This is a genomic window from Slackia faecicanis (assembly GCF_003725295.1).
Classification (GTDB): domain Bacteria; phylum Actinomycetota; class Coriobacteriia; order Coriobacteriales; family Eggerthellaceae; genus Slackia; species Slackia faecicanis.
Window position 1 is genome coordinate 26,043 of sequence record NZ_QICB01000005.1, and the last position, 17,606, is coordinate 43,648.

Here is a 17,606-nt window from a genome sequence, read left to right on the forward strand (position 1 = left end):
AAACATACTTCTCAGTATTGACGGCCATCTTCGCCATGGCATCCGCCCTGGCGATGCTTTTCATCATCGCGTTCGCGGGATTCGACCATCCCGCCTTCCTGGTCTGGTGCGTCTTCATGGGCTGCACGTTCACCTTCGTCTTGAGCCTGGTGATCGGCCACTACATGGCCGACCCGCTTTCCAGCCTGCACCGCAAGGCGAAAGCCGTGCTCGAAGGCGACACGCGCGTCACGATCGAACCCGACGGCAAGCTCTACGAAGCCGACCTGCTGGCCGACGACTTCATCGCCCTAAGCGAGCAGACCAAGACCAAGATGAGCGACCTGGCCGTGCAGCAGAAGCGCCAGACCCGCTTCATCAGCGACGTGGCCCACGAGCTGCGCACGCCGTTGACCGCCATCCGCGGCAACGCCGAAACGCTCATGGACCCCGACATGCCGCAAGAGCTGCGCGAGCGCTTCTGCCACACCATCATCAGCGAGTCGGAGCGCCTCTCGCGCATGGCCAACGAGCTTTTGACCCTGCAGCACATCGAAGAAGGAACCGACCAGGTCATGATGCAGCGCGTGAACCTGCACGCGATCGCCGAAGACGTGGCCGACGCGCTCGGCCCGCTCATCGAAGAACGCGGCGGCACGCTCGAAGTCACGGGCGAAGCCCCCGACGTGCTGGGCATCCCCGACCGCCTGCAGCAGGTCATCTACAACCTGGTAGCCAACGCCTCGCGTTTCATCGGCGAAGGGGGGCATATCGTGGTCAAGCTCGAAGGCCTGGCCGACCGCTCCGTCGTCAGCGTGCTCGACGACGGTCCCGGCTTCGGCAACGTCGACCCAAAGATGCTTTTCACGCGCTTCTATCGCGGCGACAACTCCCGCGCACGCAACACCGGCGGCACGGGCCTGGGCCTGGCCATCGCGAAAAGCGTCGTGGACGCGCACGACGGTACGATCGAGGCCTTCAATCGCGCCGAAGGCGGCGCGGCGTTCATCGTGGCGCTTCCCAGCATCCACGAGCACATGCACTAGGCCGCGCGCTTCTTGCTCGGCGTCCGGGACCGAGCGGTTCTCGTGCCGGACGGGCGACATCGCCCATTTAGCCGCGAAATACCCCAGAGATAGGGATGATGCGGCGTTCGCGGCGCTTCTATAATGGCTCTTCGATATGAATGAATCGAAGGCAGGAGGGGCGGCCATGCGCGAAACGGGCTATCGGGCCTTTCTTTCCACGCGTCATGTTCCGGGCATCGTCGTCTCCATGACCCTTGCACGCCTGCCCATGGGCGTGGTCACGCTGATCTTGGTGCTCTTCGTCAGCATGCATTACGGCGCCGCCGTGTCGGGCATCGCCACGGCGGCCTTCACGGCGGGCATGGCCTGCTTCGGCCCGGTGTTCGGACGCCTGGTAGATAGGGGGCACGGGCCCGCCGCGCTGCGCACGCTCGGCGTGGCCGAACTCGTCTCGATCGTCTGCCTAGTGGGCGCAGTCGAAGCGGGCGTGCACCCGGCGCTGGTCGCGGCATGCTCGTTCGCGGCGGGCGCGCTCACGCCGCCCATCGCGGGCGTCACCCGGTCGCTATGGCCCGTGATGCTCGACATAGGCCTGGTTTCGACCGCCTACAACTTCGAGGTGCTGGTGGTCGACCTGCTCTACGTGATGGGTCCGCTTCTGGCAGGCGTATTCATCGCGTTCGGCGCGCCCGAATGGGGCCTGATCGCCGCCACCGCAGGGTGCACGGCAGGATCGCTCGCGCTCGCATCGCTCGAACCGGTGAAAAGCCATGCGCTGCGCAACCGAAAGCGCACGCTGACGCGCAAGGAATCGGCCGCGCCGCTGCCCCGCCCCGCCCTGCTGACGGTCGCCGTGGCGCTGGTGCTGCTGACCTGCCTGGGCAAGATGTGCTATTCAGGCTGGATGGAAGCGCTCATCCCCCTGTTCTATTCCGACCAGGGAGCGGCGATTCTAGGTTCGGCGGCCATTTCGGCCTGGTCCATCGGCGCGGCAGCGGGCGTGGTGCTTTTCAACCGCCTGCAGCCTTCGCCGCGCACTTTAGCCGTGCATAAGCAGCTGCCGGTGTTCGCCGCGGTGTTTTTCGCCGTGACGCTGATGACGCCCATGGCCGACGGGTTCGGCGCGATGTGCCTGGTCATGTTCGCCATCGGCATGGCAGGCGCGCCATGCGACAACCTGTATTACCAGATCAGCGGCACGCTCGCGCCAGAGGAGCGCCAGGCGGAAATGTTCTCGTGGCTCAACACGGCCACAAGCGTCGGCGTTTCGGCGGGCGCCTTCTTCGCGGGCCTCGCCGTGGAGGAAGCGGGCTTTCAGGCGGCGTTCTCGCTGCCGGTGCTCTGCTCGCTCGCCGCATTCGTCTTCGCCGCCACGGCCGCCGTGCGCATCGCCGCGACGAAGAAGGCGCGCCGCGCCTGACCGACGGCCGTATACCCCTCGATTCATCGCGCCGGGGAGAAACGACGCTCCGCTTCGTCCCGACGCGATGAATCGCACCGCCTTTATCGAAACGACATCCAAGGAGTACGAACCATGCTTGAAGCAAAACACGTTTCTCTGTTCGGAGCCACGACGCGCCGCGTCAAAAAGCTCTATGAATCGGCCTTCCCCGTCGAGCAGCGCATCCCCTTCTGGGCGCTCAGGCTGCGCGCCGGCATGAACGGCATGGAAATCGTATCGTACAGCGACGAGGGGACGTTCTGCGGCTTCTCGTGCCAGGTGGTCACCGACGACATGGTCTACATCTACTACCTGGCCGTCGACCCCGAGCTGCGCGGCCGCGGCTACGGCAGCCAGGTTCTCGAGCTTATCAAGCAGAGCCATCCCGGCATGCCCGTGGCGCTCGACATCGAGTCGCGCAAGCGCAACGCCGACAACGCCAAGCAGCGCGAGGCGCGCCGCGCGTTCTATCTGAAGAACGGCTTCACGCCTACCGGCTACGGCTTCAAAGACGGCGACCTGTTCGAGATCTTGATCGACGGCGAAAAGCCCGAGAACCCCGCCCGCTACGCCATGGCGATCGACAGACTCGCCTTCGGCCTCACGCACACCCTGATCCGCCCCATGAGCGAGCTGCGCGAAGGCGGCAAGAAGCACTAAGGCCGCGCCGGACGCGCGCTTTGCCGTGGCGCGCCCGATGCTCTGCGCACGACCCCGGCAAAGCACACCCTGCGCCTGCATCGAACGCATGGCGGGCGAACCCCGCATCGCATAACCGCGCCGTCCGCCACGGGCGGCGCGGGCGCATCCTCAGGACGAAGCCATAGAAAAAGCCCCTATCCTTCCGGCCCGAAGGATAGGGGCTTTCCGTTTCGCGGGAAACGCGCCTGCGCCGCCGCATCCTTTCTACAGTTCGGAGCGCGCGCCGCGCGCCTTCCAGCGCGTCAGACGGCGTTCGGCCACGTCGAACAGCTCGTAGAGCACCACGCCCAGAACCGCCATGGCGATGATGCCCGCGAACATTTTCGGATACGCGAGCAGCGCCCACGCGTCCACGATGAAGTAGCCCAGGCCGGTCGATCCGGCCAGACTTTCGGCGAAGAACAGGATCGCCACCGCCGTGCCGCTCGAAATGCGCAGCGCGGTGAACAGCTCGGGCAGCGTGGCGGGCACGATCACGTGGCGATAGATATCCCAGCGCCCGGCGCCGAGCGAGCGCATGGACATCACGCTTTCCTCGGGCACGCTTTGCGCGGCGTCGCGCACGGTGACGAGCACCTGGAAGAACGCGGTCAGCGCGATCAGGACGATCTTCGGCGCGTCGGCCAGGCCCATGAGCACCACCAGCACGGGCAGCAGGACCACCTTCGGCAGCGGATACAGGAAGTACAGCACCGGCGCGAACACCGCGTCGACACGCGGGGAACGCCCGCACATCAGGCCGAGCGGGATGGCCAGCACGGTACCGATCGCCATGGCGGCCACCACGCGATACAGGCTCACGAGCAGCGCGGGCCACAGGTCGGAGAAATACGTTCCCACCATGGGAATGGCGTCGAAGGGGCCGGGCAGCACGGGGTTGTCCACGGCGAGGGCCGTGAGCTGCCAGCCCGCCACGATGATCGCGATGGCGAACACGTAGCCGGCGATTTTGCGAACAAGGCCGTTACGCATGGCTCGCTCCTTCCTGCGCGGCGGGTTTTTCAGCAGGCCCGGCCTGCGCCTCGGCGCGCAGCAGGTCGCGCAGCAGGCGGCACCGCTCGAAGAACAGCGGGGTATCGCGCCAATCGTCGGCGACCATCTCCGCGTTGTCGACCACCTTGGCCACGCGGCCCGGGCGCGGCGTCATCACCACGATGCGCTGCCCCAGAAAGACGGCCTCCTCGATCGAATGCGTCACGAGCACCTGGGCGTAGCCCTCTTCGCGCCAGCAGCGCTTCAGCATGTTCTGCATCTCCTCGCGCAGCAGCGCATCAAGCGCCGAAAGCGGCTCATCCATCAGCAGCAAATCGATATCGCACGCCAGGGCGCGGGCCATGGCAAGGCGCTGGCGCATGCCGCCCGACAACTCGGAGGGATACGCCTTGGCGAACTCGTCGAGCCCCACCTGACGCAGCGCGTCATGGGCACGGCTCATGCGCTCTTTCTTGGGCATCCTGCGCACCTGCAGGCCGAGCGCTGCGTTCTGCTCGACCGTCTTCCACGGCATCAAGCCGAAATCTTGCAGGATCAGCGCGGTTTCGAGACGCGGGCCGGCAAGCGGCGCGCCGTCCACCAGCACTTCTCCTTCGGTCGGGCGCTGCAGCCCGCACGCCGCCAGAAGGCTCGTCGACTTCCCGCAACCCGAAGGCCCCAGAACGGCCACCGATTCGCCCGGCGCCACCGCCAAATCCATGCGGTCCAAGGCGAGCGTCTCGCCACGCGAGCCGCGGTAGCGCTGCCGCACCGCGCGCAGCTCGAGCTTCGGCACGCAGTCGGAAGCGTCGTGTCTATGCATGCGCTTTCGCCCCTTTCACGGCCACGGCCGCCTTCGCTTCGGCGGAACGGCGCTTGAGTTCACGCACCTCCATGCCCACGAAAATCAGCACGGTGAACACGGCCAGGAAGTCGGCCAGGGGCACCGCGAAGTACACGGCGTCGAGCGAATCGAGCATCGGGGCGATCGTCGGCAGGGTTTCAGGCAGCACGAACAGCAGCGGCAGCAAGAACAGGATCTGACGCGTGAGCGAAAGGATGATGCTTTTCGCCGGCTGGCCGGTGGCCTGGAAGTAGTTCGCGCCCACGATCTGAAAGCCGATCAGCGGCAGGAAAATCAGATCGACGCGCAGGGCGAACGCCGTGAAATCGACGAGCGTCTGCTCCTTGATGCCGAAGAACCCCACGATCTGCGGGGCGAAAACCATGATGGCCACCCACATGACCGTGCCCATGACGGTGGCGCCCACCGAGCCCACCTTGAGCGTGGTCTTCACGCGGTCCCACAGCTTCGCGCCGTAGTTGAAGCCAAGCAGCGGCTGGATGGCGATCGAAACGCCGATCAGCGGCAGAATGACGAACATGCCGATGCGCTGCACCACGCCGACCGACGCCAGCGCATCGTCGGCGCCGATCGGGTCGAGCGCGCCGTATTTCACAAGCATGAAGTTGATGAAGAAGTTCACCACGGCGCCTGCGGCCTGCACGGCGAACGACGCCGCGCCCAGCGACAGGATGCCGCGGGCGAGCTTGGCCTTGACCGGGAAATAACGGCGGCGCAAACGCAGCGGCACGCCCGGGGTCTTCGTGAAATACCAGATCACCGTCGCGCAGCTGATGGCCTGGCCGCACACGGTTGCCCATGCGCTGCCGGCCACGCCCCAGCCCCACCACAGCACGAACACCGCGTTGAAAACGGTGCAGCCGATGGCGCCGATCAGCATGGTGACCAGCGCGCGGTTCGGGGCGCCCGCCGTGCGAATGAAGTTGTTCAGGCCCATGCCCACGATCTGGAAAATGCAGCCCAGGCTGACGATCTGAATGAATTCGCGCGCATAGGGGCGCACCGTGTCGGTGGCCGAAGAAAGCGTGAGCACGGGCTCCACGATGAACGGAATATGGGCCAACACGGCTAGCACCGCGCTGACCAGCACGGCCATCATGGCCGTGTTGCCCAGGATATGTTCGGCTTCGTCATGCTTTCCCTCGCCCAGGCGCAGCGCGCATAGCGCATTGCCGCCCGCGCCGATCAGCATGGCCAACGCCAGAAAGATCGTCATGGTGGGAGAAGCCACCGTGATGGCGGACAGGCCGATCTCGCCCGCTCCATGACCCAAAAACACCGAGTCGATCAGGTTGTAGGCGCCGTTGACCACCATGCCCAGAATGGCGGGAATAGCGAATTCCACGGCAAGCTTAGGAATGCTCGCCGTGCCCATCCTGCCCACGCGATCGGCCATCGCGCGATTTTCGCCCTGCTTCGAGGCATGGCGCACCGACGCGCCCGAGGAGGATTCGTTTTCTCCGCCGGGCGCGCCGCAGTTCTCTTCAGTTTCATGTTTCATATGCTCAAACCGCCTTCTCGCCTTCGTTCATTCGACGCAAACAATTTATTGTAGCGTCGAGGCGAGGCGGCGCGCATCTACTCGACCGGCCCCTCCATAACAACCGCAAAGGAATCGAGCAGGCGCCCGAGCAGGTCGTCGAGGGCGCGCTCCGAAGGGGCAATGTAGTCGGCGGCGATGTCGCACACGTAGGCGGGCTCGTTGCGGCCGTCGGTCACGATGGGGCGCGCGGAATGGAACACGTTCACGCCCACGCCCACCACGATCGCACCGTTGCGCGATTCGAGCGAGATGCCGCACAACTTGCCCGCGTCGCACACCACGTCGTTGGGGGCCTTCACGCGAATGACGTCGGAGTCCACGCCGCATTCCGCGCGCAGCACCGCGGCCACGGCCTCGGCGAAGGCCTTGCTGTATGCGGGCCAGGTGCGCTCGGGCGTGCCGGGACGCATAAGCACCGAGAAATACAGGCCGCCTTCAGGGCTCATCCACACGCGACCCCACTGGCCGCGTCCCGTTCGCTGGCGTCGGGCGGCCACCACGATCCCGGCAGGAGCGCCTTGTGCGGCAAGTTCCCACACGTCGTCGTTGGTCGACCCCGTGACGTCTTTCGTAATCACGCTAAAGCGCATGGGCCTCACCATAGACCGCCTTGTCGAGCATCACGGGCGTGCCGTCGGCCAGCACGTGGTTCGGCAGAAGCTCGAGAAGAGGCTTCACGACGAAATCGCGCTCCGTCGCGCGCGGATGCGGCAGGGTCAGCTCATCGCTTTCGCCCACATACATCTGGTAGTCCACGATGTCCAGGTCGAGCGTGCGCGGGCCGTTCTCGATCTCGCGGACGCGGCCGAGGCTGTTCTCGATCGCGTGCAGGTAGCGCAGAAGCTCCTTCGGCGGCACGCCCGTGCGGGCCAGAAGCACCGCGTTGACGAAGGTGTCCTGGTCTTCGTAATAGGCGGGCTCGCTTTCGTAGAAGCTCGAGATGTCGATGATCTGCGTGTCGGGGATGGAGCACAGGCCCGTGATCGCCTGCTGCAGGTTGGCGATCTTGCCTTCGGTCTCTTCGCCGGGGTTGGCAACGAGCGCAACGTTGGAGCCGAGCGCGATCAGCACGTACGGACGCAGGTCCGCAAGCGCCTTCACGGTGGCCTCCACGTTGTGGGCGCGCACCACCGATGCGCCGAGCTCGCACGCCATCAAGGCCTCGGTCGCCGAGGCCTCGTCGCGCTGCAGGGCCTCGGGGATGCCGTAGGCCTCGCCGATGTAGCGCTTGCGCGACACGGCGCACATGGTGGGATATCCCAGGCGCGAGAACTCGTGGAAATTGCGCATGAGCTCCATGGTCTGGGAAGGCGTCTTGCCGAAGCCCGGGCCCGGGTCGATGCAGATGCGCTCGGGAGCCACGCCCGCGGCTTCAAGCATCGCCGCCTGGCCCGCCAGGTAATCGCGCACCTCGGCCACCACGTCGTCATAGACCGGGTTGTCCTGCATGGTGGCGGGCTCGCCCTTCATATGCATGACCACGCAGCCGGCGTCGCACGACACGGCCGCCTCCACCATAGCCGGGTCGCGGAAGCCCGACACGTCGTTGATGATCGCCGCGCCGGCCTCGACGCACGCGCGGGCCACCTCGGCGTGCCGCGTGTCGATGCTCACGCAGATACCGTCGGCGGCGAGGGCGCGCACCACCTCGACGGTGCGCGCGAGCTCCTCCTCGATCGACACCGTAGCGGCACCGGGGCGGGTGGATTCTCCGCCCACGTCGATGATCTGAGCGCCCGCATCCACCATGGCGCGGGCATGGGCCAAGGCGGCCTCGTATCCGTTATGCATTCCTCCGTCGGAGAAAGAATCGGGCGTAACGTTAAGGATGCCCATAACAACGGGCATCCTCGAATCGAAACGGTATGAAGAGCAGTTCCACATCATTTAGTTGTGGTCCTTCCTTTCTTCAGAAAAGCCATCTGTCGTTTCGCGGCCGACGGAGGGCATGGGGATGTCTTCCGCGGCAGGGTCGGTGAACGAAACCGCTTCGCGCTGGCGCGCCACGGCGTTGGGGTTGTCGAACGACACCATGTCGCGCGACGAGTCGTCGGCGCCGGCGGGGTCTTTCGGCAGATCGCCGCTGATCACCACGTCGCCCGATGCGGGCATCGTGGAAGGAGCGACCATCAAGGCCTTCGCCTTGGCCTTGGTGTCGGCCTTCTTGGCCTCCTGCTCGCGCTCGAGATAGGCGTCCCACTCGTTGTTCAGCAAGGCCTCGCACGCCTCGCCGTCCACCGTCTCGCGCTCGAGCAGTACGCTTGCCATCAGGTGCATCTGCTCCTTGCGCTCGGACAAGATCATGTAGGCAAGATCGTGCGCCTGCTTCATCAGGCGGGCGACCTCTTCGTCGATGCGCTGGGCGGTTTCAGGCGAATAGTCCTGGGTGTTGCCCATATCGCGGCCCAAGAACACCTCGTGGTTGGGCTGGCCGAAAGTCTGCTGGCCCAAGGCGTCGGACATGCCGTAGCTCGTGACCATCTTACGAGCCTGCTTGGTGGCGCGCTCGAGGTCGTTGCTCGCGCCCGTGGTGATGTCGCCGCAGAAGATTTCTTCCGCCACGCGACCGCCCATGAACACGGCTAGATCATCGTACATCTCGTTGCGGCTTACCAGGAACTTGTCCTCGTCGGGGATGGACATGGTGTAGCCGAGCGCCATGCCGCGCGGCACGATCGTGATCTTATGCACGGGATCGGCGTTAGGCAGCAGGTGTCCGACAAGGGCGTGGCCCGACTCGTGGTAGGCGATGACGCGACGCGTCTTCTCATTCATGACGCGGTTCTTGCGCTCGGGGCCTGCCATCAAGCGCTCCATGGACTCGTTCACCTCGGCCATGCCGATCTGGGGCTTGTTGCGGCGAGCGGTCAGCAGAGCGGCCTCGTTCATGAGGTTCATAAGATCGGCGCCGGTCATGCCACTCGTCAGCTTCGCGATACGAGGCAGGTCGACGTCGGAACCGATCGGCTTGTTCTTAGCATGCACTTCCAAGATCTTCTCGCGGCCGCGCACGTCGGGGGCGTCCACCACGATCTGACGGTCGAAGCGGCCGGGGCGTAGCAGCGCCGGGTCGAGCACGTCGACGCGGTTGGTGGCGGCGATCAGCACGACGGCGTCGTTCTTCTCGAAGCCGTCCATTTCGACGAGCAGCTGGTTGAGCGTCTGCTCGCGCTCGTCGTGGCCGCCGCCGAGGCCCGTGCCGCGCTGACGGCCCACGGCGTCGATCTCGTCGATGAAAATAATCGACGGGGCCGACTCCTTGGCCTGCTCGAACAAGCTGCGCACGCGGCTCGCGCCCACACCGACGAACATCTCGACGAACTCGGAGCCGGAAATGCTGAAGAACGGGACGTTCGCCTCGCCCGCAACGGCGCGTGCGAGCAGCGTCTTGCCGGTGCCCGGAGGGCCCACCAGCAGGCAGCCGCGGGGGATCTTGGCGCCGAGCGTGCGGTATTTCTCGGGGTTGACCAGGAAGTCCTTGATCTCCTGGAGCTCTTCGACGGCCTCGTCCTCGCCCGCCACGTCGTCGAAGCGCACGTCGGGACGCTCTTCGACGGTCTTTTTCGCCTTCGCCTTGCCGAACGACATCTGGGAGTTGTTCGCCTTATTCATCTGGACGAAGAAGAAGATCATGAGACCGGCCAGAAGCAGCATGGGCAGCAGGCTGAGCAGGGCCTGGAAGAAAGAATCAGGCAGTTTCACCTGGTACTGGATGCCAGGATGATCAGAAAGCAGCTGCATGAGCGAATCCTGGCCCACGTACGTGGAGGTGTACTTGCGCTCGGCACCGATGGTCTGCTCGTCGATTTCGGTGGTGGAAACCTGCGGCGCGTCGGTGCCGATGACCGATTCGGCCTTGGCGTCGAGAGCCTCGAACGCGGAGTTATAGGCGTCACCTGCGGTAGAGCCCGCGGTGGCGGCGGGGTAATAGGTGCCCGTGACCGTGTATTCGCCCGCATCGTAGACCACATCGACCACGCGATCCTGCTCGACGGCCTGCACGAACTCGGACGTGATGAGCGCGTCGGTCTCCTTCGCATTCATCATGTTGATCATCTGGCTGCCGACGAAGAAGGCCACCAGCAGAAGCAGGATGGCCGAAATCACGCTGATTCGCTGCGGCGGCTTGGGCATGGCAGGCTTGCCGGTCTTGGGGTCGACCTCGTAAGCCGACGGATCGGCGCCGCGGGGCGCCTTGGGCGCGTACGGCAAACGAGGGCCGCGCGGACCTTCGTCCTTCGCAGCATTCGGAGCCGCGGGGGGCTCGGGCGCCTTGGCGGCATCGCCCGGCTGCGCGGGCGCGGCAGTCGGCTCGGGAACGGGTTCGGGCGCAGGCGCCTGAGAATCCTCGAGCGGACGATCGTTGGTTTTGGGAGTGTCGCTCATTATTTTCCTTGGTAGATCTCGGGTTTCAGAATGCCGATATAGGGAAGGTTGCGATAGTGCTCGGCATAATCGAGGCCGTATCCGACGATGAACTCGTCGGGGCACTCGAAGCCGACGTATTTGCAATCGATGTCGACCTGACGCTCGGTGCGTTTACGCAACAGCGTGGCAATTTCGATCGAAGCCGGATTGCGCGATTCGAGCACGCCCATCAGGTATTTCAGCGTGAGGCCGGAATCCAGGATGTCTTCGGCGATGATCACGTGGCGACCTTCGATCTGCGACGAAAGGTCTTTCAGAATGCGCACGACGCCAGAGCTCTTCGTGCCGGACCCGTACGAAGAAACGGCCATATAGTCCATTTCCAGAGGAAGGTCGATTTCACGCACCAGGTCGCTCATATAGATGGCAGCGCCGCGCAGAACGCTGATGACCACCAGGCCCGGCGCCCCGTCGCTCGCGCGCTCGGAGGCGCGATCGCGATAGTCCTCGGTGATGCTGCGGCCGATCTCGCGCACGCGACGGCTCAGCTCTTCCTGCGTATAAAGAATTTCCTTGATGTCGTCGTCGCCGAAGTACCGGTCGCGTTCGCCGGCGGCGAGAACGGTGTTCTGCTCGGTCATAATGGCCCTTCTTCGATTCGCGTATCGGTGATGCAGTTTAGCACTCTGGACGAACGGCCGCTCAACGATACGGCAACGCGCCCTTGAAAAACACGATTGCAGCCGCGCTCGCAACTCCGGCGCCGGACCTCCCCCACCCGAAACGAATAGACGCGCCCGATAGTCGGACGCGTCTGGGTCGATCGGCCGCGACGCCGCGGCGCGGCGGGCGCCCGGCGGCCTGAAACCTAGTAGTAGCAGTAGCCGGAGATGCCGGTCATCGCCGCGCAGGTGGCGCAGCCCACAAGGCTGGCAAGCGCGACGCCCAAAAGCAGCTGGGTCAAGAAACCGAACAGCGCGAACTTCACAGCGGCGTTTTTCGCCTCGGGGAAATTATGCGCGTTCGTCAGCCATGCGATCAGAATGGCCACAGGGCCCATGATCAAGCCGAGCGCGGCCCATCCGAACTTCATGCCGCCCGTCAGCTGGAACAGCGGCATGCCTGGAATGTTCTGCGGCATTTCAGGCTGGGCCTGAAACGGCGGCATCTGGCCGGGCGGCGGCGGAACGGCTCCCGCAGGAGGAACCTGGCCCGTGGGCGGCACGGCGGCCGCAGGGGGCGCATAGCCCGCGGCAGAACCGGGTTCGACGGCAGGCGCCTGGGCGGGCTGAGGCGCAGGCGGCACGGGCGCTGTCGGCGCGACGGTCGGCTGGACCGAGCTGCTCGCGGGCGGCTCGGAAGGAACCTGGGGGGCGCCCGAAGGATTGATGGTATCGCTCATTTCGTCCTCGATTCGAAGAGGTTTACGTTTCGGCCATTATACCCGCCGCATGCACATCGCACCTGGTAACGCTTGCGAAACAGCAACCTGGCACGACAGCGGCCCAGAATACGCCCCCAGACGTAGAAACGGCGGCCGCACCTCGCGAAAAGCACGGCCGCCGCATGGCGTTTCATGGAGAAAAGGGCGTCCTAGTAATCCGAGCCCACAACCACCAGGTAAGTTCCGTCGACGCTGTACGTGCCGTCGTTGCGGACGACCTTCGCGCCGCCGATCGCCTTCGCGATGGCCTGAGCGGTATCCGCATTGCCGTCGGCGTCGTAGACCACGAGCGTGGTGGCGTAGTCGTACGACTCCGCATCGCCCACCGTAGTCACGTTGTAGCCGCTGTTGGTAAGCACGCTCGACGCCTCGGCCGCCACGCCGCCGATGCCGCTGCCGTTGCGCACCTCGATCTCGACATCGGCATGCGACTCGGACCCTCCGCCGCTCAAAACGCTCTGCGCGACATATTCGCCGCTGATCGAGCCGTCGATCACGCCGCCGTCGTTGGCCGAATCGGCCGCGTCCACCGTGGGGGTCTCGCCCGCGTCGACGCGCTTCATCATAGCCCTCCACGCCTCGTTGTTGCTGTACTCGTACCACACGCCGTTCTCGTACGTCGAAATGGTTGGATTCATGCTGGAGTAGATGTTGGCGGCGGTGTCCATGCCGCGCATAGCCGACGCCACGGAAATGATGTCGGTCACATTCATATCGGTATCGATGTAATCGCACAGAGACGTGACCGTAGAGGCGATCGTGCCCACATCGGAAGCCAGCAGCTTCTTGGCTACGGCGCCCATGACCATACGCTGATTGGCAGCGCGATAGAAATCGCCCGCGCCTATTTCGTCATAGGCATGGCGGGCGCGGCACAGGATGAGAGCCTGGTCGCCATTGAGCGTCTGCTCGCCGGCAGGCACATAGCCGCCCGCCATAGGATCGTCGATTTCAACGGGAACGTTCACGTCGATGCCGCCTAGCGCGTCCACCGCAGCCTTGAATCCGTCGAAATCGATTTCGGCATAATGCGAGATGGGAACGCCAGCGAACTTCGAAACGGTCTTCACCGTGAGCGCCGGGCCGCCCAGCGCGTGCGCAGCGTTGATCTTATTCTTGCCGTAGCCTTCGATATCCACGTACGTATCGCGGACGATCGAGATGAGCGTGAGCTTTTTGTCTTTGGGATCGACGCGCGCGAGAATCATGGAGTCGCTGCGGAAGTTGTCGCCTTCGTATTCGGCGCTTTCGGTGCGCTCCTGCGATTTGTCGACGCCCATCAGCAAGATATAGAACGGCTCGGTGGGAGCCTTCGCATCGGCCAGAACGCCCCTGAGGTCGGCGCCTACATCACCCGTCAGCTTGCCGTTGAGCACGCCGACGTACGCGAGCGCCGCCGCGCCGACGCCGACCGTCAACGCGGCAAGCGCCGCCAGCACGACGCCGACGACCTTGTTCCTGCGCTTCTTCTTCGCGCGGGCGCGGGCGTATTCGCCCTGCGTGGATTGGCGGGAATACGGCGAAGGCGCCGCCTGGCGCGGAACGCCGTTGCCGCGCGCATACGAGCTGCGGGAATACGACGACACGTCGCGGCTGTTGCGCGGCCGCGGAGCGCCGTTGCCGTACGGCGCGCAAGGCCGTCGCGAGGAATCGCCCGTAGGATGCGAATCGCGAGAACTCGGTCTACGAGATGCCATAAGGAAATCTCCTTGCTCTCCGGCACGAGCTACGAATGCTCGCAGCGCGGCAGGTCTATGCGTCGAATACGATGCGGCGTCGAAAAAAATCCGCCCGCCCGAAGCGGCCGGAGCGAGCGCGCCCATCCGACGCATCTATCTGAATATGCGCCATCCTATCGCCACACGCGCGTGAACAGGGCGCGAGCGGCGAATCTTCATCAGGAACCCGGGCAATACGTCTCCAAACAGGCGCTGCGGGCCGCATTGCAACCTCCTGGAACAGAAAAGCGGCCTCCATCCGGAGGCCGCCGTATCGTCGAGAAAACGCCTAGTACGAAACGGGCGCGTTAGGGTCGACGCCCATGGGGGCCGCAGCGTCGGGCAGCAACGCCCCGCCCGCAGGCGCCGCGCCTTCCACGCCGAGCTCCTGGACGCCCGTGATCGTGCCGTCGAGCGTGCCGCCGTCGTTGAGATTGCGGCGATCGTCGGCATACGGCGGAAGGCCTGCGTCGACGCGTCCCATCATCGTGCGCCATGCCTCAAGGTCGCAGTACTCGTACCACACGTCGTTGACATAGGTAGGCACGGTGGGGTTCATGGCCGAGTAGATGTCTTCGTCGGCGTTCATGCCGCGCATCTCGGTGGCCACCTCCACGATGGTCTGAACGTCCATGTCGGTGGTGATGTAGTCGGCCATGGCGTTGATGGTGTTCGCCATGGTGACCACGTCGGACGACAGGATCTTCTTGGCGATCGCGCCCATCACCATGCGCTGGTTGGCCATGCGGTAGTAGTCCCCGCTGCCGTAATCGTCATAGGAATGGCGGCTTCGACACAAGATGAGCGCCTGGTCGCCGTTGAGCGTCTGCAGGCCCTCCTCCACGCGGCCGCCCGCCATGGGGTCGTCGATCGTGATGGGAACATCCACCTCGATGCCGCCTAGGGAATCGACCGCAGCCTTGAATCCGTCGAAGTCGATTTCAACGTAATGGTCGATCGGCACGCCCGCGAACTTGGAAATGGTGTCGACCACCAAAGCCGACCCGCCCAGCGCCGCCGAGGCGTTGATCTTGTCGGGGCCGTAGCCCTCGATCGAGACGTACGTATCGCGCTCGATCGAGACGAGCGAGACGTTTTTCTGCTGCGGGTCGATGCGCGCGAGGATCATGGAATCGCTGCGGAAGGTGTCCATATCGCCCGCCGCCACCCGCTCCTCGGAGCGATCGACGCCCATCACCAGCATATAGAAAGGCTCGCCTGGCGCGGCCTTTTCGACCGAAAGGGCCTGCATGAGATTCTGGTCGACGTTCTTATGCAGCTTGTCGGTGATGGAATTCACGTACATCACGCCGCCGAATGCCACGCCGCCTACCGCAAGCAGCAGCACCAGCACCACCGCCAAAGCGATCTTGGCGCCGCGGCGCCTCTTGGGCTTGCGCGAAACATAGGCATCGCGCGAATAGGCATGGACCGACGCCTTCGCGGGAACCGTAGGGGCGAACCCCAGGGGAACGATGGCGACGCCCGCGTTGGACTCCGCGGGCTGCTCGACGTTTTGAGTGTTCTTCTGTTTCTTCATACAACGCATTATGCCCGATTCGCCGCAGTTGGGATGCAAAACCCTACGCATTCGGGAAAAACGCCGAAACCGCGCGGCGCGCACCAGACGCGGGCGGCGCCGCCATGCACGCGGCGACGGCCGATTCGCGAAGAAACCGCCGATGATGTGTCGATTCCTGAAATCGTCCCTCAGAAACCGGCAGCACGGGTTAGACTTGCGCGTAACGATGTCCGACCCACTTGAAACGCACACGAGAGGCATCCATGAACACCCAGAACAACGACAACGCGCCCGACCCCCGCACCGGCGGCCGTGCAGGCTCGTCGTCTTCTTTCCCGCATATCGAACCCCGCCCCGCAAGCCGTCCGTCGGTAGCGGGCAGCCGCCGCGTGCGCGGAACGGCCGACCGCGGCCGCGTCGCGCAGCCCACGGGCTCCATGCGTCCCGTCGCCCAAAACGACGCGCACCGCCCGTCCGTCCAGGCAGGCGCCGAAGCTTCCAACGTCCGCCGCGCCGAAAACGAACAGCCGGGCACGCGCCTGCCCCATCCGCGCAAAGACAAGCCCGCCGACCGCAGCATGGCGCCCGCCCGAAACGCGGGCGGGACCGCGCGCGCCGATCAGCAGCAGAAGGCCCCGTCCCAGCAGCAATCGTTCGTGCCGCTTTGGGACGACCGGCCGCTTTTGAACCCGCGCCTCACGCGACGCCTCTTCATCGCAGGCGGCGCGGCGGCCGCGGCGGCGCTTCTGGTGTTCGGCGTACCCGCCGTGCGCGCGCTCATGCCCATCTCGGTCACCGCGAACGGCCAGAAAGTCGAGCTGTCGGGCAAAAAGACCCTGCACGCCGCATACGAGAAAAGCGGCCTTCAGATGGTCCCCGGCAACCTCGTGGACGTAGAAGGCCAGGTCATAACCGAAGGCGGAGGCAGCCCCTACAGGGCCACGATCAACGGCCAGGAGGCCGACGGCGAAGCAGACGTCTCCGATGGCGACGTGCTCGCATTCGCTGACGGCGCCGACGTCGAAGAGCCCTCCGTCACCGAAGACAAGGCGGTCGGCCCCAACCCCATAGAAAGCGGCTACGGCCCGATCCACGCCATCGGCGCGCAAGGCAACGAGGGCCTGTCCACCGTGAAGACGGGCGAGACCTCCGGCAAAGAAATCGTGCTCGAGGTGAAGCAGCCCGCCGAAGACCGCGTCTACCTGCGCTCCTACCCCGACACGGGCGGCGAAGCGGTGGTCGCGCTCACCTTCGACGACGGCCCCTGGGAAGACAGCACCGCGAAAATCTTGGATATCCTGCGCGACAACGGCGCCGCGGCGACCTTTTTCACCGTGGGCAACCGCATCGTCGGCCCCTGCGTCGACTTGGTGAAACGCGAACATGACGAAGGCCACCAGGTGTGCACGCACAGCTGGGACCATGCTGCCGGCAGCGGCCAGGGCGTGAACCTTTCGTTCATGAGCGTCGACGAGCAGCGCGCCGAGATAGAGCAGGGCCTCAAAGCCATCTCCGACGCAACGGGCGCCGAAGCGAGCCGCGTGATCCGCGCGCCAGGCGGCAACTTCCCCCTGGAAGTGTGGCGCAACGTGGAAGACCTGGTGGACGCCGACATCGGCTGGGATATCGACACGCTCGACTGGAAGCGCCCCGGAGCCGAGAAGATCGCGTCCCAGATCAAGGCCGCCACGCCCGGCGACATCATCCTGATGCATGACGGCGGCGGCGACCGCTCGCAGACGGCCGAAGCGCTCAAGACCGCCCTCCCCTACCTCAAAGAGCAGGGCTTCCGCTTCGTCACCATGGACGAAATGCTTCAATACCCCCGTAAGCTGGTCTAATAAACGGGCTTCGCCGGACGCCTCCGAAGGCCGCCTCCGCCCTGAGCGATGGAGGCGGCCTTTACTTTTTCGCAACAGAGAGCCCCCGCAATACGCCACGAATACCGTCAGTATGTCCAAAATGTAAAATCTCATTACTTTACCGAAATAAAGTGCGATAGCGTCTTGAACCCCCGTCGACGA

Annotated in this window: 14 protein-coding genes; 4 read left to right on the forward strand and 10 right to left on the reverse strand. The window is 64.9% G+C overall.

All coding sequences use genetic code 11. From position 1 onward, the window contains the following. Positions 1–17: 17 nt before the first annotated feature. The 3 genes from DMP07_RS06810 to DMP07_RS06820 all read left to right on the forward strand — a co-directional run bounded on the left by DMP07_RS06810 (position 18) and on the right by DMP07_RS06820 (position 3,108). Entirely contained in the window at positions 18–1,025 is a 1,008-nt protein-coding gene (locus DMP07_RS06810) for a sensor histidine kinase (protein ID WP_244594907.1), read from the forward strand. Between the two features lie 136 nt (positions 1,026–1,161). Next, entirely contained in the window at positions 1,162–2,427 is a 1,266-nt protein-coding gene (locus DMP07_RS06815; RefSeq protein ID WP_123198406.1) for an MFS transporter, read from the forward strand. Between the two features lie 114 nt (positions 2,428–2,541). Next, positions 2,542–3,108, forward strand: a complete 567-nt coding sequence (locus DMP07_RS06820) for a GNAT family N-acetyltransferase (RefSeq protein ID WP_123198407.1) — start codon at positions 2,542–2,544, stop codon at positions 3,106–3,108. 246 nt (positions 3,109–3,354) lie between these two features. Here the strand turns inward: DMP07_RS06820 and DMP07_RS06825 are convergent, their stop codons facing one another. The 10 genes from DMP07_RS06825 to DMP07_RS06870 form a co-directional block, all read right to left on the reverse strand. Continuing rightward, positions 3,355–4,122, reverse strand: coding sequence for an ABC transporter permease (locus DMP07_RS06825; protein WP_123198408.1), 768 nt, complete (start codon positions 4,120–4,122; stop codon positions 3,355–3,357). Then, a complete protein-coding gene (locus tag DMP07_RS06830; protein WP_123198409.1) occupies positions 4,115–4,945 on the reverse strand; it encodes an ABC transporter ATP-binding protein in 831 nt (276 codons plus the stop codon). The genes DMP07_RS06825 and DMP07_RS06830 overlap by 8 nt, the downstream gene beginning before the upstream one ends. After that, positions 4,938–6,488, reverse strand: coding sequence for an MATE family efflux transporter (locus DMP07_RS06835; RefSeq protein WP_123198410.1), 1,551 nt, complete (start codon positions 6,486–6,488; stop codon positions 4,938–4,940). The genes DMP07_RS06830 and DMP07_RS06835 overlap by 8 nt, the downstream gene beginning before the upstream one ends. 77 nt (positions 6,489–6,565) lie before the next feature. Further along, positions 6,566–7,108 carry a biotin--[acetyl-CoA-carboxylase] ligase gene (locus DMP07_RS06840; protein WP_244594908.1) on the reverse strand — a complete coding sequence of 181 codons (543 nt, stop codon included), beginning with the start codon at positions 7,106–7,108 and terminating at the stop codon, positions 6,566–6,568. 1 nt (position 7,109) lies between these two features. Further along, on the reverse strand, positions 7,110–8,417 hold the full coding sequence (folP, locus tag DMP07_RS06845) for a dihydropteroate synthase (RefSeq protein WP_123198411.1): 1,308 nt from the start codon (positions 8,415–8,417) through the stop codon (positions 7,110–7,112). Then, a complete protein-coding gene (ftsH, locus tag DMP07_RS06850; RefSeq protein ID WP_244594922.1) occupies positions 8,418–10,664 on the reverse strand; it encodes an ATP-dependent zinc metalloprotease FtsH in 2,247 nt (748 codons plus the stop codon). Between the two features lie 251 nt (positions 10,665–10,915). Continuing rightward, positions 10,916–11,539: a hypoxanthine phosphoribosyltransferase gene (gene hpt, locus DMP07_RS06855; RefSeq protein ID WP_123198412.1), complete on the reverse strand. Its 624-nt coding sequence runs from the start codon at positions 11,537–11,539 to the stop codon at positions 10,916–10,918. 227 nt (positions 11,540–11,766) lie between these two features. Beyond that, entirely contained in the window at positions 11,767–12,300 is a 534-nt protein-coding gene (locus DMP07_RS06860) for a spore coat protein SP96 (protein ID WP_123198413.1), read from the reverse strand. Positions 12,301–12,491: 191 nt separating this feature from the next. Beyond that, the gene (locus tag DMP07_RS06865) at positions 12,492–14,039 is read right to left on the reverse strand and encodes an LCP family protein (protein ID WP_123198414.1); all 1,548 of its coding nucleotides are present in this window, start codon (positions 14,037–14,039) and stop codon (positions 12,492–12,494) included. Between the two features lie 310 nt (positions 14,040–14,349). Continuing rightward, on the reverse strand, positions 14,350–15,600 hold the full coding sequence (locus tag DMP07_RS06870; protein ID WP_244594909.1) for an LCP family protein: 1,251 nt from the start codon (positions 15,598–15,600) through the stop codon (positions 14,350–14,352). A gap of 245 nt (positions 15,601–15,845) precedes the next feature. On the opposite strand from DMP07_RS06870, the gene DMP07_RS06875 reads away from it, so the two are divergent. Further along, on the forward strand, positions 15,846–17,423 hold the full coding sequence (locus tag DMP07_RS06875; RefSeq protein ID WP_244594910.1) for a polysaccharide deacetylase family protein: 1,578 nt from the start codon (positions 15,846–15,848) through the stop codon (positions 17,421–17,423). The last annotated feature ends 183 nt before the right edge of the window (positions 17,424–17,606 follow it).